The following is a 20,123-nucleotide window of genomic DNA, read 5'->3' as shown; positions in this document are numbered from 1 at the left end:
GTCCCCGCCGTCCGCATTGAACGGGACCCGCGCCATATCTGTCATGTTCACATCTTGACGAGCTTGGTATAGACCTTTTACCTTCCCGTTGTCAGGTTGTCCCGACGTGCGTCCTGTCGGTGTCCGTCACACCCGCGCGCCACCTCGGAAAGGCTTCCCCACCCCCCATGGCTGCTCGCTCTCCCTTCCTCACCACCGCGTTACGCGGTACTCCCTTCATAGCCCTGCTGGCCCTGGCGCTCAGCCCGTTGACCGCCACACCCGCGGCCGCGGCGACCGGCACGGTCACGGGCCTGGCCGGCAAGTGCCTCGACGTCGCCGGCGCCGGCACTGCCGACGGCACCCCGGTGCAGCTCTACGACTGCAACGGCACCAGCGCCCAGCAGTGGACCACAGGCGCCGACAACACCCTGCGCGCCCTGGGCAAATGCCTCGACGTCACCGGCAACTCCACCGCCGACGGCGCCAAGGTCCAGCTGTGGTCCTGCACCGGCGCCACCAACCAGCAATGGACCGTCACCGCCGCCCACGACATCGTCAACCCCGCGGCGAACAAGTGCCTCGACGTCACCGACCGTTCCTCCGCGAACGGTGCGCGGATCCAGATCTGGACCTGCACCGGCGCCGACAACCAGAAGTGGAACGCCCCCGCGCAGCAACAGACCGGCGAACAGTGCTGGGCCACGCACTACGGCCCCCAGCCGCCCGGCGCCCTGACCGCCAGCGGCGAGGTCTTCGACAACAACGCCGACACGGCCGCCACCTCCCTCTCCCGCCAGCCCCAACTGCCCTTCGGCACGCGCGTCCAGGTCACCAACGTCGCCAACGGCCGCTCCCTGACGGTGCGGATCAACGACCGTGGCACGTTCGCCCAGACCCCGCAGGAACCCAAGTGCCTCGACCTGACCGACGGCGCGTTCAGCCGGCTCGGCGGCGTCCTCGACCCCGACGCCGGACACATCGTCGTGACCCAGCAGGTCCTCGGCTGACACGTCCGGGACGCCTGCCCCGGCAGGCCGGTCACGCGCTCTCACCCCCCCTCACTTCACGTCAGGAGCAGCTCTCCATGCGCCTCTCTCCCGTCATGTCCCGCCTCCGCGGGCGCAGCGCCCTCAGCAGACTCACGCTGGCCGTCGTCCTCGCCGCCGTCCTGTCCGCCCTGTTCACCGTCGCCCCGGCCCAGGCGGCAACCGGCCAGATCACCGGGCTGGCCGGCAAGTGCATCGACGTGGCCGGCGCGAGCAGCGCCAACGGCACCGCCGTCCAGCTCTACGACTGCAACGGCACCGGCGCCCAGAGCTGGTCCAACAACGGCGACGGCACGCTGCGGGCCCTCGGCAAGTGTCTCGACGTGGTCGACCGCGGCACCGCCGACGGCGCCGCCGTCCAGCTCTGGGACTGTTCCGGCGGAGCGAACCAGCAGTGGGTCGTCACCGCCGCCCACGACATCGTCAACCCCGCCGCGAACAAGTGCCTCGACGTGCGGGACAACAGCAGCGCGAACGCCACGCGCCTGCAGATATGGACCTGCACCGGCGCCGCGAACCAGAAGTGGAACGCCCCGGCCGGTGACGGCGGAGGCGGCAACCCGTCCGGCTTCGTCGTCAGCGAGGCGCAGTTCAACCAGATGTTCCCGAACCGGAACGGCTTCTACACCTACCAGGGCCTGACCGCCGCCCTCAGCGCCTACCCCGGCTTCGCCACCACCGGCAGTGACACCACCAAGAAGCAGGAGGCGGCCGCCTTCCTCGCCAACGTCAGCCACGAGACCGGCGGACTGGTGTACGTCGTCGAACAGAACACCGCCAACTACCCGACGTACTGCGACTGGAGCCAGTCCTACGGCTGCCCGGCCGGTCAGGCCGCCTACTACGGCCGTGGCCCCATCCAGCTCAGCTGGAACTTCAACTACAAGGCGGCCGGCGACGCGCTCGGCATCGACCTGCTCAACAACCCCTGGCTGGTGCAGAACGACTCGGCCGTCGCCTGGAAGACCGGCCTGTGGTACTGGAACACCCAGAGCGGCCCCGGCACGATGACGCCCCACAACGCCATGGTCAACGGTGCCGGCTTCGGCCAGACCATCCGCTCCATCAACGGCTCCCTGGAATGCGACGGCCGCAACCCGGCCCAGGTCCAGAGCCGCGTCGACGCCTACCAGCGCTTCACCTCCATCCTCGGCGTCACCCCCGGCGCCAACCTGTACTGCTGATCACCTCCGCGTGTTCGTAGAGCCGTTCGTGGAGCCGGTCGGGCGTGCAGCTGCCCGGCCGGCTCCGGAGGATGTCGGGGCGGTCGACTCCCCCGCCGACGGCTCAGCTCGGCAGCTTCCAGTTCTGGGCCGCCGTGGCGTTGCAGGTGTACAGCTGAAGCTGGGTGCCGTTCGTCGTCGAGGAGTTGGGGTCGTCCAGGCACAGCGCCGACTCTGGGTTGACCAGCGAACCGTTGGCTCCGGCGGTCCACTGCTGGGCACCGGTGCCGTTGCAGGTCCACAGCTGGATCAGCGTGCCGTTGGTGGTCCCGCTGTGGTCGGCGTCCAGGCACTTGCCGAGGGCCCGGATCGTTCCGTCGCCGGCGATGATCCAGTCCTGGGCGTACGTGCTGTCGCAGCCCCAGATCTGGACGTGGGTGCCGTCGGAGGTGCCGGAGGACGCGTCGTCCACGCACAGGTTCGAGGCGACCGACGAGGTGAGCGGACCGATCCGCGGCGAGGTGGGCGCGGTGGTGTCCCCCGCGTACGAGGGCGGAGCCGCCGTGGCCGCGGTCGCCCACGACGTGTTGGCGCTGGTCCCCAGCGTGAAGTCCAGCGTGCCGCCGGCCGTGATCGCCGTGGTGGGGGCGTAGGCGTTGTTCCACGCCGTGCCGTTCCACGCCGCGGACTGGACGTACGGGGCGTTGTCGGCGGCGCCGTTGCCGTTGACCGTCAGCGTCTTGCCCGACGGAAGGGTGACCACGGCCTGCGTGAACAGCGGTGAGCCGAGGGCGAGGTCGGAGGTTCCGGGCGTCTCGGGGAACATGCCGAGCGCCGACCACACGTACCAGGCACTCATCGCGCCGAGGTCGTCGTTGCCGTCCGCCAGGCCGCCCGGGGTGTTCGACCAGATCTGGTCCTGGATCGCCCGCACCGTGCCCTGCGTCTTGTAGGGCTGGCCCGTGTAGTCGTACTCCCACGGGAGCTCGATGCTCGGCTCGTTGCCGACCCAGGCGTAGCCGTTGGCGCCGGTGTAGCTGCGCAGCACGGTGTCCAGGTAGTGGTTCATCGCCGTGTTGCCGCCCTTGGCGTGCGCGAGGCCGCCGACGTTGAAGGGCACCATTCCGGTGTAGATCCACGAGTCGGCCTCGACCATGTCGGTGCCGCTGGTGGGGTCGAAGCCGCCGGTCCACGAGCCGTTGGCGTTGCGGGGTTCCACGAAGCCGGAGGCGGGGTTGAGCACGTTGCGCCAGTCCTGCGCGCGGTTGGCGTACGTCTTCTGGTCGGCGGTGTCGCCGAGCGCTCCGGCCATCGCCGAGATCGCGAAGTCGGCCGTGTCGTACTCCAGGGTGGTGGCCACCGGGCCGTAGAAGTTGCAGCAGCCGTAACTGCCGTCGTGCGGCATGTATCCCGGCGAGTTCAGGTAGCCGAGTCCGGGCCGGTCGTTGTTGGTGGTGCTCGCCTGTCTGACCATGTCGGCCAGCGCGGTCGTGGTGTCGAAGTTCCGGGCGCCGAAGGCGTAGTAGTCGGCGAGGATGGCGTCCGCCGGGTCACCGACCATGACGTACGACTCGCCGTTGTTCTCCGACCACTTGGGGAAGATCCCGGTCTGCGTGTAGTCGTCGACCATCGACTGCGCGGTGTCCGAGGCTACCTGGGGAGCGACCAGGGCTTCGAGCTGGGCCTGCGAGCGGTAGATGTCCCAGCCGGAGTAGTTCGCGTACACCGCGCTGTGACCGGCGTCCGCGGTGTGCGTCTTCCCGTCGAAGCCGTAGTACTGGCCGTTGCTGTCACTGATCACGTTCGGGTGCAGCAGCGAGTGGTAGAGCGCGGTGTAGAAGCTCTGCTGCTGCGCGGCCGTCCCGCCGGCGATCTGCACCTTGCCGAGCGTGCTGTTCCACGCGTTCTGCGCGGCGGTGCGGGTCGCGTCGAAGTCCCAACCGGAGTTCTCCGCGGTCCGGTTGGCGACCGCGTTCGCGACCGACACGTAGGAGATGCCGACCTTGGCCTGCACGACCGGGTTGCTCGTGGTGTTGAAGGTGACGTACCCGTTGGAGGCGGCGGCGTCGGGGGCAGCGCTGCTCTTGGTGGTCTGCGTGGACTTCGTGGCCTTCGGGTCCGCGGTGCTGGGGTTCTTGCCGTGCAGTACCGGCTGGTTGGGCTTCTCGGCCGCGTTCTTCGACGCCTTGGGCGGCGCAGTGGAAGCGGCCGGTGCCTTGGCGAGCGAGCTGCCCTGCGAGGCGAACGGCTGGTCGAAGACCATGTCGAAGTACACGGTGTACGTGTTTCCCGCACCGCAGAAGCGGCCGCTGGTGACCTGTCCGCTCACCTCCGTGTTCGACACCTTGGTGAACTGGGTCGAACTGGCCCCGTTCTGACTGCCCGTCAATTTGAAGATCAGGTTGGCCTGGCTGGTCGAGGGGAACGTGAAGCGGGCCATGCCGCTGCGTGTCGTGGTGGTCAGCTCGGTGGTCACCTGGTTGTCGAGCGTGACCTTGTACGACCCGGCGGAGGCCGACTCGTTGGCGTGCGAGAACGCGTCCGTGGCACCGGTGTTCACGGATCCCACCGTGGGCAGCACCGGTATGTCACCGGCCGCGCCGCAGCCGGGTCCGGCGATGTGGGTCAGGCTGAAACCGGTGATCGACGAGTCGTTGTACTCGTAGCCCCCGCCGTCGGGACGCGACGGCGTGTCCGGGCTCCACTGCACCATGCCGAACGGGACGTCGGCGCCCGGGAAGTCGTCGGCCTGGTTCGACGTGCCGATGAACGGATTGACGAGCGACGCCGGCGAGGTGACGAGCGCGGCCTTCCCGGCCGCCCACGCAGGCGTGCACAGCCCGGCCGCGGCAAGCGCCGCGGCCGCGAGGAGACCGGTCGCCATGGTTCCGGGAGGTCTCGACAGTCGTGTGATCACGGGGTTTGCTCCTCTACTCGGGAGTGGAGGTCCGACAACGTTGTCGTAGCGCCGAGACAAGGGGTGACAACGTTGTCCAACCGTGGAGACGAGGTGCCTGAGATGCGAACGCTTCGACGGGACCCCCGGGCTGCGGGCGCCCAAGGAGCACCGCGGGAACTTTTCGTGAAGCTAGCCACAAGGCAGGGGCATGTCAACGACTGCTGCAAGCCGGTCCCTTGGGGACACCCCCGAACTCGCCCGAGGTACGGATGTGACGACATCTCCGTCAGCCGTCCGGCTGAACCGCGACCGTTCGCCGACCGGGCGACAGGCTACGGTGGCGCATCCGGCACCAAGGGAGGCAGCGCATGATCGACGTCGTCCTCGGAGTGGACGTCGGCACTTCCAGCACCAAGGGCGTGGTGGTGGACGCTGCCGGCCGCGTTCTGGGCGAGGCCGTACGCGGTCACGTGGTCGACCGTCCCCGGCCGGGGCATGTCGAGATGGACGCGCAGGTGTGGTGGGACGAGTTCGTCTCGCTCGCGGCCGAACTGCTGGACCGCGACGACATCGCCGTCCGAGCCGTCGGTGTCAGCGGCATGGGCCCGTGCACCCTTCTGGTCGACGACGCGGGAGAGCCGGTGCGTCCGGCGGTGCTGTACGGCGTGGACACCCGCGCCGAGGAACAGATCACGCGGCTGAACCGGGAGTTGGGGCCGGACACGATCTTCCGCAGGTGCGGTTCGGCGCTGTCGTCCCAGGCCGTCGGGCCGAAACTCGCCTGGATCCGCGAGCAGGAGCCCGAGGCGTGGGCACGCGCCCGCCGTCTCCTCATGCCCGCGTCGTGGCTCGCCCACCGGCTGACCGGTGCCTATGTGCTGGACCTGCATTCCGCCAGCCAGTGCACCCCACTGTTCGACCTCCACGAACAGCGCTGGCTCCCCGAGTGGGCCGAGCACATCGCACCCGGCATCGAACTCCCGCCGCTGCGCTGGCCGGGCGACGAGGCCGGCCGGGTGAGCACGCCGGTCGCGGGCATCCCGGCCGGGACGCCGGTCATCGTGGGGACGATCGACGCCTGGAGCGAGGCCGTCAGCGTCGGTGGTCACGGCGTCGGTGACCTGATGCTGATGTACGGGACCACGATGTTCCTGGTGAACACGGTCGACCGGCTGGTGACCAGCCCGTCGATGTGGTCCACGGTCGGCGCCCTGCCCGGCACCCGCTGCCTGGCAGGCGGCATGGCCACCTCCGGCGCCGTCACCGACTGGCTGGGGCACCTCTTCGGCGACGTCGGTCCCGGCGTGCTGTTCGACGAGGCGGCCGCCGCGCCCCCGGGTGCGAACGGCCTGCTGATGCTGCCGTACTTCGCCGGGGAACGCACCCCCCTCATGGACCCGGACGCCCGGGGGGTGATCGCGGGCCTGACGCTGGGTCACAGCCGGGGCGACCTGATGCGGGCCGCGCTGGAGGCCACCGCCTACGGTGTCCGGCACAATGTGGAGACGATGCTCGCGGCCGGCGCCGACATCCGGCGGATCGTCGCGGTCGGCGGCGGTACCCGGGGCGGGCTGTGGCCCCGGATCGTCAGCGATGTCACCGGTCTCGAACAGATCGTCGCCCGCACCACCATCGGCGCCAGCTACGGTGCCGCCTTCCTCGCCGCCGGGCTGATCGGCCGGCCGGACATCACGGCCTGGAACCCGGCGGAGTCGGTGGTCCGGCCCGATCCCGCCACCGCGGATGTCTACGACCGCCGGTTCACCCAGTACCGGGCCCTGTACGAAAGCACCACCGCGGTCGCCCACGCCCTGGCCCACGACCAGATCACCGGCCTCGAGAGAGAAACTCCGTGACGTCGCGGGGCGTTCAAGGGCGGACTCCGCCTGCTATCGTGCGCCGATGTCAGCGATCAAGAAGTTCCAGGTCACCTTCGACTGCGCGGAACCTGAGCGTCTCGCTCGCTTCTGGTGCGAGGTGCTCGGGTACGTCGTACCGCCGCCACCGGCGGGGTTCTCCACATGGGACGAGTTCAAGGCCTCGCAGCCGCCCGAGCAGCGGGATTCCTGGTTCGCCTGCATAGATCCCTCGGGAGTCGGCCCGCGACTCTACTTCCAGCGCGTCCCCGAAGGGAAGGTCGTCAAGAACCGAGTGCATCTTGATGTGCGGGTCGGCACCGGCCTCGTGGGTGAGGAGCGCCTCGCCGCGCTGGAGGCCGAATGCGCGCGGCTGGTCCCGCTCGGTGCGGTACACGTGCAGACGCTGTACGACGGCAGTGACGCGTGCATTCCGATGCTGGACATCGAGGGCAACGAGTTCTGTATCGACTGACCGTTCTCCGGGACGGGGAGGGGTTCACAAGGATCCACGACCGATCGGTCACCTGCCCGACCAGGCACGTGCCGCCCGCTCACGTGCCGCTCGGATCAGGTTCTTGTCTTCCTGTGTCAGCAGCCGGAGCAACTTCTCGTTCTTCAGCCAGTCGTTCATGAGGGCATGGGATCCGCCCAGACTCAGAGAATAAGCCCACATGCTCCGCCCTTTCCGTTCTCCTTTCCACTCCGTGGCCCAGGTGACCAGATGGTGGATCTTCTGGTCCGACGTGAACTTCGAGATCGGCATACGCGCTGTCCCCCTCCTTCCATGAGCGTGCTTTTCCCCGTCACGTGCCGGGGTGTCGGCTCTCCGCGAGGACAGCCGACACCCCGGCCCAGTGGTGTCAGCGGCGGTGCGCGCCGCAGCGCAGGACGTGCTCCAGCGCTGCGGCCATGGCCCGCTGGCCCTCGGCGTTGGGGTGGGCGGGCGCGGTCGGAGCCGCCGCGACCAGCGGTTCGATCCAGCGCTCCCCGGCCGGTCGGCACATGTCGTGTCCTACGGTCGGGGTGTAGGTATCGACATAGCGCGCGCCGTGCGCGGCGGCCTGGCGGGCGAGCATGGCGTCGAGCTTCTTCTCGGTGTCCCGCAGATAGGCGAAGTCACCGGCGGCCAGCGGCATCACGGAGCTGGTGCAACCGACCCCGTCCTCCGGGAACAGGTCGGGATAGCCGACCACCAGGACCTCGGCGCGAGGCGCCCGCTGCCGGACGGCGTCCAGCGCCGCGGCGACCTTGGGGGCGGTGTCGTCGACGCGCTGCGCCAGCCGGTCGGTGCCGTCGCTCGTGAAGAAGGTCTGGCACGGGTTGCCCGCCGGGTCCTTGGCGGCAAGCCCGGCGCAGGTGGCCAGGTTGCCGGAGAAACCGATGTCGTTGCCGCCGATGGTCAGGGTGACCAGGTCCGTGTCCGCACCCAGCGCGTCCAGTTGAGGCTGCTGCGAGCCCTGGGGTCCGGCCAGCGCCGTCGTCGTGGCGCCCGCACAACTGACGTCGGTCAGCTGCCGGTGCGTCGCTGCCGCGAGGAGGGACGGATAGTTCTGGTCGGACCGCGCGCACGCGGAGTCGACCTGGGTCGGGATGCCGGGGCCGGAGGCGTACGAGTCGCCGAGCGCGACGTAGTTGCCGGTGCGCGCGGTGAGTGTCGCGGCGCTCGCCGATATCGCCCCCGCGGTGGACAGGGCCAGCGCGCAGCACGCCGCCATGGCGCCGCGCAGCAGGCCCCGCCGCGCGGGGGCTCTCTTGATCTGTTTGTTCAAGTCCATCCATTCGTCAGGGCCCGGGAGCGCTCGTCGAGCCGCTCCGACCACAGTCGTCGGCCGTGGGGCGATGTGCCGCCGCGACGTCGAACGGCAGCCGTACTCATGGAGGTTCACGAAATGGTGAGCCGAAGTGGTTCACCCACGGATGCGGCGTGGTGTCGTACGTCGGCCGGTCAGAATCCGGTGAGCGTGGTCTTGCCGATGGCGGAGCCGCTCTCCTGGACGCGGTGGGCCGCACGGAGGTTGGCGGCGTTGACCGGGCCCAGGTCGCGGGTGGCCGTCGTGGTGAGAATGCCGGCGTCGACCAGCCGGGCGACCTGGGTGAGGATGTGGTGCTGCATGCTCTGGTCGGCCGTACGGAACATCGACCGCGTGTACATGAACTCCCAGTGGAAGGAGATGCTCTTCGCCTTGAGCACTCCGAGGGGCAGCGAGTCGAAGTCGTCGATGGCGACGATCCGGCCGAAGGGGGTGAGCGTCTCGGCGTACGCGGTCAGGTTGTGGTCGGTCCCCGTGGTGCTGAAGACGAAGTCGATGCCGCCCGGCGCCACTTCGCCCAGCTGCGCGGCCAGTGGCCTGTGGTGGTCGACGACGTGGTGGACACCCATGCGGCGCGCGAAGTCGACGCTCTCGGGGCGCGACGCCGTACCGATGACGGTGAGGCTGGTCAGGGCGCGGGCCAGTTGCGCGGTGATCGAGCCCACGCCACCGGCGGCCGCGGTGACCAGCAGAGCTCCGGTCTGCTCCAGGGCACCCGTGCGCAGTCCGAGCCGCTCGAACAGCCCCTCCCACGCCGTGAGCGCGGTCAGCGGCAGCGCGGCGGCCTCGGTGAAGGAGAGGGTGGCCGGCTTGCGGGCGACGATGCGCTCGTCGACCACGTGGTAGCGGGAGTTGGCGCCCGGACGGTCCAGCGCGCCGGCGTAGTACACCTCGTCGCCCACCGAGAAGAACTCCACCTCGCCGCCGACGGCGACGACGGTCCCCGCGGCGTCCCAGCCGAGCACCTTCGGCTCCCCGCCCGGGTCGACGTTCTGCCGGATCTTGTAGTCCACCGGGTTGACGGCGATCGCCTCGACCCGCACCAGCACGTCCCGGGGTCCCGGCTTCGGGGTGGGCAGCGTGACGTCGACCAGGCTCTCGGCATCGTCGACAGGCAGCGACGTGCGGTAGGCGACCGCGGGCATCGTCGCGGGGATGTCGTACGTGTCGTTCATGGTGGTCCGGCCTTTCCATGGGTGCGTGATCCGAGAGCCGCGGACGACGCCGCTCCGTTTCAGGTGCATCGGCAGAATGTGGCCGCACCGACAGCACCCGCGAGCGGGCGATCCCTGTCTGCGACCACGTCGGCGACAGTACGAAACGGATGGTGGTTACCCGCAAGGGCCCATGGTTCCCATTGGGTACTATTGCTGCATGACGACCACGGCACACCTGTGCGACGACCCGAAGAGCGTCTACCTCGCCGCCTGCCCCTGCCGCGACATGCTGGATCTGCTCGCCAACAAGTGGAGCGCCCTCGCCCTGGGCGCTCTGGAGAACGGGCCCCAGCGCTTCGGGGCACTGCGCGCGCGTCTGCAAGGGGTGAGCCCCAAGGTCCTCACCCAGACGCTGCGCCGTCTGGAGGATCACGGCCTGGTCCACCGCGAGATCTATCCGGAAGTCCCGCCCCGCGTGGAATACAGCCTGACCCCCCTCGGCGAGGACGCCTGCCGTCCCCTGGCCCACCTGCGCACCTGGGTGGAGGACAACATCGAACGGTTCCCGGCGTCCCGCTGACCCGGCGGGTCAGAGCATCGCCAGCCCTGGATCGTGCAGGACGGCGGCGATGTCGGCCAGCAGTTCGGAGCCCTGTTGGCCGTCGAGGAGCCGGTGGTCGAAGGACAGGGCCAGCCGGGTGATCCAGCGGGGCTCGATCGTCTCCGCTCCCGACGCGTCCGTCACGACCCAGGGCATACGTCGGACGGCGCCCATGGCGAGGATGGCCGCCTCCCCGGGGTTCAGGATCGGCGTCCCCGTGTCCACCCCGAACACGCCGACGTTCGTGATGGTGATACTCCCGCCCGTCATCGACCGGGGTGTCGTCTTCCCGGCCCGGGCCGTGCCGGTGAGTTCGGCGAGCGCCTCGGCGAGTTCGCGCAGGGACATCCGGTCGGCGTGCTTGATGTTGGGCACGACGAGCCCGCGTTCCGTGGCGGCGGCGATGCCGAGATGGACGTAGTGCTTGAGCACGATCTCCTGGGCGGCCTCGTCCCAACTGGCGTTCGCCTCGGGGGTCCTGCGCAGGGCCAGCAGGAGTGCCCGGGCCACGAAGAGCAGGGGCGTGACGCGCAGGTCGCGGAAGTCGCGGCGGGCGGCGACCGTGTCCCGCAGCCGCATGGTCGCGGTGATGTCGACCGTCGTGAACTCGGTGACGTGCGGGGCGGTGAACGCCGAGGCGACCATGGCGGCGGCGGTGTGTTTGCGTACGCCGCGGATCGGGACACGGGTCTCGGCCGCGGGCTCCGCAGCCGCCGCCGGAGCAACCTCCGTCGCCGTGCGGGGACTTGTGTCCGCGGCGGCCCGGTGGACGTCGTCTCGGGTGACGGTGGCTCCGGGTCCCGTCGGCGTGACGGTGGTGAGGTCGACGCCCAGGTTCTTGGCGAGTTTCCGGACGGGCGGTTTCGCGGCCGTCCGCTCGGTGGCCGGGGCCGGCGGTGCGGCTGTCACCGCCGGTTCCGCGACCGATCGGGCAGTGGACGCGGCGGGGGTACGACGGCGTCGGCGGCGGGCGGACTCCTGTGGCCCGTAACCGACCAGCAGGGCCTCCGTGCCGGAAGCCTCCGCGCGCTGCGCGGTCGCCCCGGGCCCCGCACCGGCGCCGTCGTCGCCGAGGACGGTGATGAGGGGGTGCCCGACCGGCAGGGTCTCCCCTTCCCGCGCGTGCAGGGTCGCGACAACACCCGCATAGGGGGAGGGCAGTTCGACGGCGGCCTTGGCCGTCTCGACCTCGACGAGGATCTGGTTGATCTCCACGGAGTCGCCGGCCCGCACCGCCCACTGGAGGATCTCGGCCTCGGTGAGCCCTTCACCGACGTCCGGCAGCAGGAAGACTTGCTCTCGTGACACGGTTCCTCCTCTAGTAACTCAGGCTGCGGTCAAGGGCGTCGAGGATCCGGTCGACACCCGGAAGCCAGTCCGACTCGAGGCGGCTCGGCGGGTAGGGCGTGTCGTATCCGGTGATGCGCAGCACCGGCGCTTCGAGGAAGTGGAACTCCTCCTGCTGGAGCCGCGCGGCGAGTTCGGCCCCGAACCCGTGGGACAGGGAGGCCTCGTGGACCACGAGGGCACGACCGGTGCGGTGGACGGACTCCCGTACGGTGTCCATGTCCAGCGGCGACAGGCTGCGCAGGTCGACGACCTCGACGCTGTGGCCCTCCCCGGCGGCGACGTCGGCCGCTTCCAGGGCGACGGGAACCGTCGGGCCGTAGGCGACGAGGGAGGCGTCGGTGCCGTGGCGCACGACGCGCGCCCGCTCGAACGGTGCCGGCGGCTCTTCCGTGACCTCCCCCTTGGTCCAGTAGTGCCGCTTGGGTTCGAGGAAGATGACGGGATCGTCGTCGGCGACGGCCTGGCGGATCATGTCGTAGGCGTCCTGGGGGGTGGAGCAGGTGACCACCTTCAGCCCCGCCGTGTGGGCGAAGTAGACCTCGGGTGACTCCGAGTGGTGCTCGATGGAGCCGATGCCGCCGCCGTAGGGGATGCGGATGACGACCGGCAGGGTGATCGCGCCGGCCGAGCGGTGCCGGAGTTTCGCGAGCTGGCTGATGATCTGGTTGGCGGCGGGGTGGACGAAGCCGTCGAACTGGATCTCGCACACCGGGCGGTAGCCGCGCAAGGCGAGACCGATCGCGGCACCGACGATGCCGGCTTCGCCGAGCGGGGTGTCCACGACCCGCAGGCTGCCGAACTCCTCCTGCAGGCCGTCGGTGACGCGGAAGACCCCGCCCAGGCGTCCGATGTCCTCGCCCATCAGCAGGACCCTGGGATCGTCCTGGAGGGTGCTGCGCAGGCCGTTGTTGAGGGCCTTGACCATGGAGATGCCGCTCATCGCGTGACCCCGTTCTCCTGGCCGGCCGCGACGAACTCCAGGTGCTCGGCCAGCTGGCGCCCGAGTTCGGCGGGCATCGTGGCGTAGGTGTGGCCGAAGGGGGCGGCGGGGTCCGGTGCGGGGAGCGAGCGGCAGCCGGTCCTCAGGTGGTCGGCCAGTTCCTGTTCCCGGCGCTCGAGGTCGGCGAAGTACTCCTCGTCGACCGTCCCGCTCGCGGTGAGGTGGCGGCGCAGCCGTTCCAGGGGATCCCTGGCGATCCACTCGTCGGTCAGTGCGGAGGGACGGTAGCGGCCGGCGTCGTCGGCGGTGGTGTGCGCGTTGACGCGGTAGGTCACGGCCTCGATCAGGGTGGGCCCGCCGCCGGACCGGGCCCGGGCGAGGGCGTCACCGGTCGCCGCGACACAGGCCAGCACGTCGTTGCCGTCCACGGAGACACCGGGGAAACCGAAGCCGGACGCGCGCTGCGCGACGGGGACGCGGCTCTGCACGCTGTAGGGGGCGGAGATGGCCCACTGGTTGTTCTGGCAGAGGAAGACCACGGGCAGGTTCTGGGCGGCGGCCCAGACGAACGCCTCGTTGGTCTCGCCCTCGCTCAGCGCCCCGTCGCCGAGGAAGACCAGCACCGCGGTGTCGCGGCTGTCGTCCCCCGAGCCGATCACGTCGTCGCGGACCAGGCCCATGGCGTAGCCGACGGCGTGCAGCGTCTGTGCGCCGATGACCAGGGTGTAGAGGTGGAAGCGGCTCTCGTACGGGTTCCAGCCGCCCAGCGTCGTACCGCGGAAGAGGCCGAGGAGCGACACCGGATCCAGGCCCCGGCACCAGGCCACGCCGTGTTCGCGGTAGGTGGGGAAGACCATGTCCTGGGCGCGCAGCGCGTGGGCGGCCCCGACCTGGGCGGCCTCCTGACCGCGCAGCGAGGGCCACAGGCCCAGCTCGCCCTGGCGCTGGAGGGCGATCGCCTCGGAGTCCAGGCGGCGCACCAGGGCCATGTCCCGGTAGAGCGCGGGCAGGTCGAGTGCGGAGGGCAGGTCGAGCCGGCTGTCGGACAGCAACTCCCCCTCGGGTGTGAGGAACCGGATCGGTCCGTCGGGGCGTCGGGCGTCCGTGGTCGGTGTGGACGGCTTTCGTGGCATCGCGGCTCTCGTTCTCGGAGGCGCCCGTGCGGGCACCGGCGGATGTGGGCAGGGCGGGCATGGGCGCGGGTCAGCGCGGTGCCATGCGGAGGTCTCCGGGCGTGTCCGCCGCACGGGCAGGGGCCGGGCGGGCCGCGATCTCCTCCAGCACCTGGAGGTAGACCGTGTACGCCGGTCCCCCGTCCCCGACGTCCTCACCGAACGACAGGGTGAGCAGACCGGCCTCGCCCAGGAGCTCGAAGACCTCGCGGGACGGCCGTTCTCGTTCGACGTGCACTGCGGCGCCCCCTCCTGCGGTCATGTCCCGGTGGAGGACCACGGTCGACAGCTGCGACGCTGGGTGCAATTAACCTGCTGAGTTCTTGTGGCGCGCGCAAGATTTCGCATGGCCGACCCAGGTTCTGCGCAAAGAACCTGCTACCGAACGAGGTGTGGAGATGCCCGGTACCGAGCACGTCGACAGTGTCGACAGCATGATCATCGACCTGCTGGTGCAGGACGGCCGGCGAACGGTCACGGAGATCGCGGACCAGGTCAGCCTGTCCCCCTCCGCCGTGAAGCGGCGCATCGACCGCCTGGAGCGGGTCGGGATCATCGCCGGCTACACCGTCATCCTCGACCACAACAAGCTCGGGTCCGGCTTCGAGGCCTTCGTGGAGCTCAGGTTCGCCGGGGACGTGAAGGTCGAGACGATCACGATGGCGGCCACCAGCGTCCCGGAGGTCCTGGAGGTCTTCACGGTGGCCGGGGACCCCGACGCGCTGGTCCGGGTCCGCGTGGCGGGCGTCCAGCATCTGCGGGACGTCATCGACCGGCTGCGCCGTTCGGGGCCGGTGATCGGGACGAAGACGTTGATGGTGCTGGGGGCGTGGCGGCGGGACGGGTGACGCCCCCACTCCGCGAGACTTGCCCACCAGGCACATTAATTTGCCTATGAGGTTGACTTCACGTGTACGTCGACCCCACGCTGAAGGAGGTCCGTCCGCACCGACCGAGGGAGGCATCAGCGCATGTCCGTGTCGACTGACAGTGCCGGCGCAGAGGAGCTGGAGAGCATCGGCGAGCTCGACATACCCGAGCTGCCGGAAGCCGCGGACTCCGTGGAGTCCGAACGCCGGCGCCGCAAGGAGCAGCTCGCGATCGCCTTCCGGATCTTCGCCCGCCACGGGTTCGACGAAGGCATCGCGGGGCACATCACGGCGCGCGACCCGGAGTTCCCCGATCGCTTCTGGGTCAACCCCTACGCCGTCCACTTCTCGCGGATCCGGGTGAGCGACCTGCTGCTCATCGACGAGCAGGGGCGGGTGATCGAGGGCGATCGCCGCACCAACAAGGCGGCGTTCTGGATCCACTCCTCGATCCACCGGGCGCGCCCCGACGTGGTCGCCGTCGCGCACGCCCACACGATCCACGGCCGGGCGTTCGCCTCGCTCGACAAGCTGCTCGACCCGATCGTCCAGGAGTCCTGCGCCTTCGCCGGGGACCACGTGCTCTTCGACGAGTACAAGGGCCTCGTGCTGGAGAAGGCGGAGGGCGAGCGCATCGCCGAACGGCTCGGGGACAGCAGGGCCGCGATCCTGCGGCATCACGGGCTGCTCACGGTGGGCCGGTCCGTGGCGGAGGCCGCCTGGTGGTTCATCACCATGGACCGGGCCTGCCAGATGCAGTTGCTGGCCGACGCGGCAGGCCGGCCCCGGATCATGAGCGCCGAGGAAGTGACCCTGGCGCACCGGCAGTTCAGCAACGCCAACATGGCCAGGCACAACTTCGGCCTCCTCGCCGGGCTGGTGCGGGACGAGGAGCCCGACGTCCTGGACTAGCGGCGTCACCGCCGTTCCGGAACCAGGACCGCCAAGTGCCCGCATCCAGCCCCCTGTTCCTTGTCCCTCGCAGACGATTCCGGAGAAGAGATGTCGGTTCGACGCGTCAACCCGGGGGCCCTCGCAGCCCCGGTCCAAGGTCTCTACAGCCACGCGGTGACGGGCACAGGCACGCGCTTCGTCGCCATCGCCGGTCAGATCGCCCTGGACGGGGACGGCAACCTCGTCGGCCCGGGCGACCACGAGGCGCAGGCCGAACAGGCCTTCCGCAACTTCCGGGTCGCGCTGGAGGCCGCCGGCGCCACCCCGGACGACCTGATCAAGAACACGATCCATGTCGTCGGCCACCGGCCCGAGTTGGTCGGACCCATCTTCGCCGCGGGGCATCGCGCCTTCGGCGGCACGTGGCCCGTGTCCGCGAGCACCTTCCTCGGCGTGCAGACGCTGGGCAGGCCCGAATGGCTCATCGAAGTCGACGGGTTCGCGGTCCTGCCGTAGGGATTCCGGACAGCGGGCGCGGCCCCGACCCGCCGCGCCAGGCCGCCTTGTCCAGGGTCTCGGACGGCCTCGGTGTCCGCCGCCGACCGGGCGTGCGTCAGTCTCGCGGGGCCGCGGCGCCGCGACGGGACGCGGGGATGGGGTGGCGCATGGGGACGGTCGCCGCCGTCGAGGCGATCAGCACGGTGGCGGCGGCGTCTTCCTCGTTGACGAGACGGTGTTCCTTCGAGGAGTCGAAGTGGACCGAATCGCCTGTGCCCAGCCGCAGAGATGCCCCGGAGACATGGAGCGTGACGGTCCCGGCCAGCACGTGCAGCCATTCCTCGCCGACATGCCGGGCGGTCTTGGAGTGCTTGCCGGGCGCCAGGTCGACCCGGATCACGGACATCGTCTCGCGCGGGCCGCTGAGTACGGTGTACCGGCCGTCCTGGCCGTCCCGCGTCATCGCCGCGTCGGCGCGCACCAGATGGAAGTCGTTCTCGTCCGGTTCCTGCACCAACTCGCTGATGGAGACGCCGTAGACGCGGGCGATCTGCAGCAGGCTCCCGATGGAGGGCTTGCGGACACCCTTCTCCAGGCGCGACAGGTGTGCCGAGGAGATGCCGGTCTGTTCGGCCAGGGCCGTGAGGGTGATGCCGCGCTCACTGCGCATGTCCTTGAGGCGTTGAGCCACCCAGAGATCGGTGTCTTCGATCGACATCTGGGCAACATAGCATGCCTGTCAGGCAAGAGACATCACCTGACAGGCACACCGATCTCCACGGAGGGCGACGGCCCCGGGCGCGCGTCTACACGAGGCCCAGGAGCTCCCGCGCGAGCACCTGCGGTCGCGTCAACAGGTCGACATGGGTGGCGCCGGACAGCGCGACGACCCGGAACTCCCGTTTCTCCGCCGAGGCGGCCATGTCCTCGAAGATGGCCTGGTCGGCGCAGTAGAGGTAAGTGACCGCCTTGCCGGCCAGCACCTCCTCGCTGCCCGGGCCCAGCGGCTCTTCGTGGGTGCGCCGCGGCATCGGCGTCAGCCTGCTCGACAGCCATGCGGCACCCTCGCCGTCCGCGCCGAGCGACTCCGGGGCCAGCGGGGCGATCTCCCATTCCGCAGGGCCCGGCGCATCGGCGAACGCCCCCTCCAGCCAGGGCAGCAGGGTGAACGCCGACTCGCCGGTCACGGGAGCGAAGGCGTCGACGTACACCACCTGCCCGATGCGGTCGCCCGCGAGCGCGGCCACTCCCGTGATCACCATCCCGCCGTAGCTGTGCCCGACGAGGACGGCGTCCTCCACCCGCTCGGACTCCAGGAGCCCGGCGACGTCCTGCACGTGCACGCTCAGGCCGACGTCCGGCGCGGACAGCTGACGCCGCTCGGCGAGACCGGTCAGGGTCGGGGTCAGGACACGGTGGCCGGCGTCCTCCAGCAGGGGGCGCAGCCGGTCCCACACCCAGCCGCCGCCCCAAGAACCATGCACGAGTACGAAGGTTGCCATCTGCCGCTCCTAGGAGGGTCCGGGCCTGCGAGGACCCGGTGGCCCTCCCTCACAGGGTCGGCAGCCATCACCTTCCAGTCAACCTGTGGGGCACATAAAATTGCCTCAGAGGTCGAAACCCGGAAGGGGACCAGAAGCCGGGGGCCGCGCAGGCGCCGATGACGTGCCTCAGCGGCGGGGGGACGATCGTCCGGCGAGGATCGCGGCCACGCCGAACTCGAACCGCTCGTCGAAGGACCCCGGCGCGAGAAATGCGACCACCCGGTGCAGCGAAGGGTGGGTCGCCTCGGAGATCGCGTTCGCCAGAGCCCCGCCGAAGGGGCGGTCTCCTGCCGCCTGCTCCTCCTGGGCGAGCCCCAGGGCGAAGTAGGTGATCGCCCATGCGGTCCAGGCGGCCTCGCGGTCGTCGAGACCGCACTCGAGCAGCGCCCCCACCAGGCTGTCCGCGAAGCGCAGGGTGTGCGGGTCGACGCCGAAGGTGCCGACGACGAGGGCGGCGCCGTCACGGTGGGCGAGGAGGGCACGCCGGTAGCGGCGGGCCAGTTCGCGCACCCGGTCCTCGGGAGCGGGCGGCAGGTCGGTCAGCCGGATCTCGCCGAGTACGGCGTCCGCCATCAGCTCCAGCATCCGGGCCTTGGTCTTCACATGCCACAGCACGGTGTTCATGCGGACGCCGAGACGGTCGGCGACCGCTCGGGTGGACAGCGCCTCCAGGCCCTTCTCGTCCAGCAGTCCCAGTGCCGCACGGATCACAGTGGCGGGATCCAGTCGGTCGCCTTGTTGCCTGTTGGTCATTGACCTAGTTTACTGACCACACGGCGTCTTGGTCGGTGACCAAGAGTCTTGGTCGGCCCAGCGCCCGGCCACAGACCCAAGGGAAAGGTGATCGCATGGAAAAGCAGCAGGTCGTCATCGCCGGCGGCGGGCCCGTAGGGCTCTGGCTCGCCGCCGAGCTGCGACTGAACGGCATCTCCGTCACGGTCCTGGAGGAGCGCACCGAGATCGACCAGCGTTCCAAGGCGCTCACCATGCATCCGCGGAGCATCGAGCTACTGGCTTCCCGCGGGATCGACCAGCGGTTCCACGACGGGACGCCGAGGATCCCCACCGGCCACTTCGCCAATCTCTCCAGCCGGCTCGACTTCTCACTGCTGGACACCCCGTTTCCGTACACCCTCTTCCTGCCGCAGGCCCGCACCGAGGAACTGTTCGAGGAGTACGCCCGCGGGCTGGGCGCCACCGTGCGGCGCGGGCACCGCGTCACCGGCTTCACCGAGCAGGCGGACTCGGTGACCGTGCAGGCGACGGGACCGGAGGGGCCGTACGAGATCGGCGGCGAGTACCTCGTCGGGTGTGACGGCACCCGCAGCACCGTGCGCGAGACCGCCGGCATCGACTTCCCGGGCACGCCGTTCGACTTCCTCGGCTGGCTCGGCGACGTGGCGCTCGACAACCCGCCCCCGCTCGCCTTCAACCGGTTCAACGAGCACGGCGGGGTACTGGTCGCGCCGCTGCCCGGCAACCGGTGGCGGCTCGCAGGGACCAGCCCCGACGGGGGCGCCACGGAGTGGCCCGGCGACCTCACGCTGGACGAACTGCGGCAGAAGACCCTCGCCATCACCGGCGACGACTTCGGCATGCGCGACCCGTCCTGGCTCTCCCGGTACAGCAACACCACCCGGCTGGCCACCGAGTACCGGCGCGGCCGGGTGCTGCTCGCGGGCGACGCCGCGCACCAGCACTTCCCCACCGGCGGCGTCGGCATGAACTACGGCATGCAGGACGCCCACAACCTCGGCTGGAAGCTGGCGGCCACCCTCAACGGGTGGGCCTCGGAAGGGCTGTTGGACACGTACCACACCGAACGGCACCTGGTGGGAACCCAGTTGGAGGAGCACAGCCGTGCGCAGACCCTGCTGCTGACCACCTTCACGCCCCAGGCGCTCGCCATGCGCTCCCTGGTCGCGCAGCTGATCGCCACCGTGCCGGAGTTCGGCCGGGTACTGGCCGGAAAGATCAGCGCGATCGGCATCCGCTACCCCGGCGACGACCCGGCGGCCCACCCGCTGACCGGCACCCGGGCCCCCGGACTCACCTTCACCGGTTCCGACATCACCCTCTTCGGCCTGCTGCGGGCGGACTCGTACCTCCTCCTCGACCTGACCGGGGGCGGTGCGTTCGCCGATCGCGCGCAGGAGCGGATCGCCGTGCACGGCGGGACGCTCGACCGGATCCCGGAGGGCTGGGACGACGTGCGCGCCGCCCTGGTCCGGCCCGACGGGCATGTCGCCCACGCCTGGGCGGAGCGGGACGACGCCAAGCTCGGCGCTGCCGTGGACGACGCCCTCGCCGCCGTCCTCGGCCACTGAAAGGACACGGT

20 protein-coding genes are annotated in these 20,123 nt (G+C 70.2%); 9 read left to right on the top strand and 11 right to left on the bottom strand.

Annotation, left to right across the window (positions count from 1 at the left end; translation table 11 throughout):
- Positions 1-167: 167 nt before the first annotated feature.
- Positions 168-989: a lectin gene (locus ABT137_RS37270; protein ID WP_351715708.1), complete on the top strand. Its 822-nt coding sequence runs from the start codon at positions 168-170 to the stop codon at positions 987-989.
- Positions 990-1,084: 95 nt separating this feature from the next.
- A complete protein-coding gene (locus tag ABT137_RS37265; RefSeq protein WP_351715764.1) occupies positions 1,085-2,212 on the top strand; it encodes a glycoside hydrolase family 19 protein in 1,128 nt (375 codons plus the stop codon).
- 103 nt (positions 2,213-2,315) lie between these two features.
- On the opposite strand, the gene ABT137_RS37260 is transcribed toward ABT137_RS37265, so the two are convergent.
- Positions 2,316-5,108 (bottom strand): lectin, encoded by a 2,793-nt coding sequence (locus ABT137_RS37260; RefSeq protein WP_351715706.1) that lies wholly within the window; start codon positions 5,106-5,108, stop codon positions 2,316-2,318.
- Between the two features lie 350 nt (positions 5,109-5,458).
- Between ABT137_RS37260 and ABT137_RS37255 the strand changes: the two genes are divergently transcribed.
- Complete coding sequence (locus ABT137_RS37255; protein WP_351715704.1) at positions 5,459-6,946, top strand: FGGY-family carbohydrate kinase; 1,488 nt, start codon at positions 5,459-5,461, stop codon at positions 6,944-6,946.
- 46 nt (positions 6,947-6,992) lie between these two features.
- Positions 6,993-7,421 (top strand): VOC family protein, encoded by a 429-nt coding sequence (locus ABT137_RS37250; RefSeq protein ID WP_351715702.1) that lies wholly within the window; start codon positions 6,993-6,995, stop codon positions 7,419-7,421.
- A 48-nt stretch (positions 7,422-7,469) separates the two neighbouring features.
- Here the strand turns inward: ABT137_RS37250 and ABT137_RS37245 are convergent, their stop codons facing one another.
- From ABT137_RS37245 to ABT137_RS37235, 3 genes are all read right to left on the bottom strand, one after another.
- A complete protein-coding gene (locus ABT137_RS37245; RefSeq protein WP_351715700.1) occupies positions 7,470-7,712 on the bottom strand; it encodes a hypothetical protein in 243 nt (80 codons plus the stop codon).
- Between the two features lie 97 nt (positions 7,713-7,809).
- Positions 7,810-8,724 (bottom strand): SGNH/GDSL hydrolase family protein, encoded by a 915-nt coding sequence (locus ABT137_RS37240; protein ID WP_351715698.1) that lies wholly within the window; start codon positions 8,722-8,724, stop codon positions 7,810-7,812.
- Positions 8,725-8,894: 170 nt separating this feature from the next.
- Positions 8,895-9,935, bottom strand: a complete 1,041-nt coding sequence (locus ABT137_RS37235; RefSeq protein ID WP_351715697.1) for a zinc-binding alcohol dehydrogenase family protein — start codon at positions 9,933-9,935, stop codon at positions 8,895-8,897.
- A 199-nt stretch (positions 9,936-10,134) separates the two neighbouring features.
- Between ABT137_RS37235 and ABT137_RS37230 the strand changes: the two genes are divergently transcribed.
- Positions 10,135-10,497 (top strand): winged helix-turn-helix transcriptional regulator, encoded by a 363-nt coding sequence (locus tag ABT137_RS37230; RefSeq protein ID WP_351715695.1) that lies wholly within the window; start codon positions 10,135-10,137, stop codon positions 10,495-10,497.
- A gap of 9 nt (positions 10,498-10,506) precedes the next feature.
- On the opposite strand, the gene ABT137_RS37225 is transcribed toward ABT137_RS37230, so the two are convergent.
- The 4 genes from ABT137_RS37225 to ABT137_RS37210 are packed head-to-tail and all read right to left on the bottom strand — an operon-like array spanning position 10,507 to position 14,242.
- On the bottom strand, positions 10,507-11,826 hold the full coding sequence (locus ABT137_RS37225; protein WP_351715693.1) for a dihydrolipoamide acetyltransferase family protein: 1,320 nt from the start codon (positions 11,824-11,826) through the stop codon (positions 10,507-10,509).
- Positions 11,827-11,836: 10 nt separating this feature from the next.
- Positions 11,837-12,808: an alpha-ketoacid dehydrogenase subunit beta gene (locus ABT137_RS37220; RefSeq protein ID WP_351715691.1), complete on the bottom strand. Its 972-nt coding sequence runs from the start codon at positions 12,806-12,808 to the stop codon at positions 11,837-11,839.
- Positions 12,805-13,977 (bottom strand): thiamine pyrophosphate-dependent dehydrogenase E1 component subunit alpha, encoded by a 1,173-nt coding sequence (locus ABT137_RS37215; RefSeq protein ID WP_502984639.1) that lies wholly within the window; start codon positions 13,975-13,977, stop codon positions 12,805-12,807. Before ABT137_RS37215 ends, ABT137_RS37220 begins: the two co-directional genes overlap by 4 nt.
- 34 nt (positions 13,978-14,011) lie before the next feature.
- On the bottom strand, positions 14,012-14,242 hold the full coding sequence (locus ABT137_RS37210; protein ID WP_502984640.1) for an acyl-CoA dehydrogenase family protein: 231 nt from the start codon (positions 14,240-14,242) through the stop codon (positions 14,012-14,014).
- A 136-nt stretch (positions 14,243-14,378) separates the two neighbouring features.
- Between ABT137_RS37210 and ABT137_RS37205 the strand changes: the two genes are divergently transcribed.
- The 3 genes from ABT137_RS37205 to ABT137_RS37195 all read left to right on the top strand — a co-directional run bounded on the left by ABT137_RS37205 (position 14,379) and on the right by ABT137_RS37195 (position 16,259).
- Positions 14,379-14,828, top strand: coding sequence for an Lrp/AsnC family transcriptional regulator (locus tag ABT137_RS37205; protein WP_351715686.1), 450 nt, complete (start codon positions 14,379-14,381; stop codon positions 14,826-14,828).
- Positions 14,829-14,951: 123 nt separating this feature from the next.
- A complete protein-coding gene (locus tag ABT137_RS37200; RefSeq protein ID WP_351715684.1) occupies positions 14,952-15,761 on the top strand; it encodes a class II aldolase/adducin family protein in 810 nt (269 codons plus the stop codon).
- A gap of 90 nt (positions 15,762-15,851) precedes the next feature.
- Entirely contained in the window at positions 15,852-16,259 is a 408-nt protein-coding gene (locus ABT137_RS37195; RefSeq protein ID WP_351715682.1) for a RidA family protein, read from the top strand.
- A 97-nt stretch (positions 16,260-16,356) separates the two neighbouring features.
- On the opposite strand, the gene ABT137_RS37190 is transcribed toward ABT137_RS37195, so the two are convergent.
- From ABT137_RS37190 to ABT137_RS37180, 3 genes are all read right to left on the bottom strand, one after another.
- Positions 16,357-16,959 (bottom strand): helix-turn-helix domain-containing protein, encoded by a 603-nt coding sequence (locus ABT137_RS37190; protein WP_351715680.1) that lies wholly within the window; start codon positions 16,957-16,959, stop codon positions 16,357-16,359.
- An 88-nt stretch (positions 16,960-17,047) separates the two neighbouring features.
- Positions 17,048-17,743 carry an alpha/beta fold hydrolase gene (locus ABT137_RS37185; protein WP_351715679.1) on the bottom strand — a complete coding sequence of 232 codons (696 nt, stop codon included), beginning with the start codon at positions 17,741-17,743 and terminating at the stop codon, positions 17,048-17,050.
- Positions 17,744-17,911: 168 nt separating this feature from the next.
- Entirely contained in the window at positions 17,912-18,538 is a 627-nt protein-coding gene (locus tag ABT137_RS37180; RefSeq protein ID WP_351715677.1) for a TetR/AcrR family transcriptional regulator C-terminal domain-containing protein, read from the bottom strand.
- A gap of 95 nt (positions 18,539-18,633) precedes the next feature.
- On the opposite strand from ABT137_RS37180, the gene ABT137_RS37175 reads away from it, so the two are divergent.
- On the top strand, positions 18,634-20,112 hold the full coding sequence (locus ABT137_RS37175; RefSeq protein WP_351715675.1) for an FAD-dependent monooxygenase: 1,479 nt from the start codon (positions 18,634-18,636) through the stop codon (positions 20,110-20,112).
- Positions 20,113-20,123: the final 11 nt, after the last annotated feature.

The organism is Streptomyces sp. NPDC001980, from assembly GCF_040296885.1.
Lineage (GTDB): Bacteria > Actinomycetota > Actinomycetes > Streptomycetales > Streptomycetaceae > Streptomyces.
This window is presented reverse-complemented; position numbering and strand designations above follow the sequence as displayed.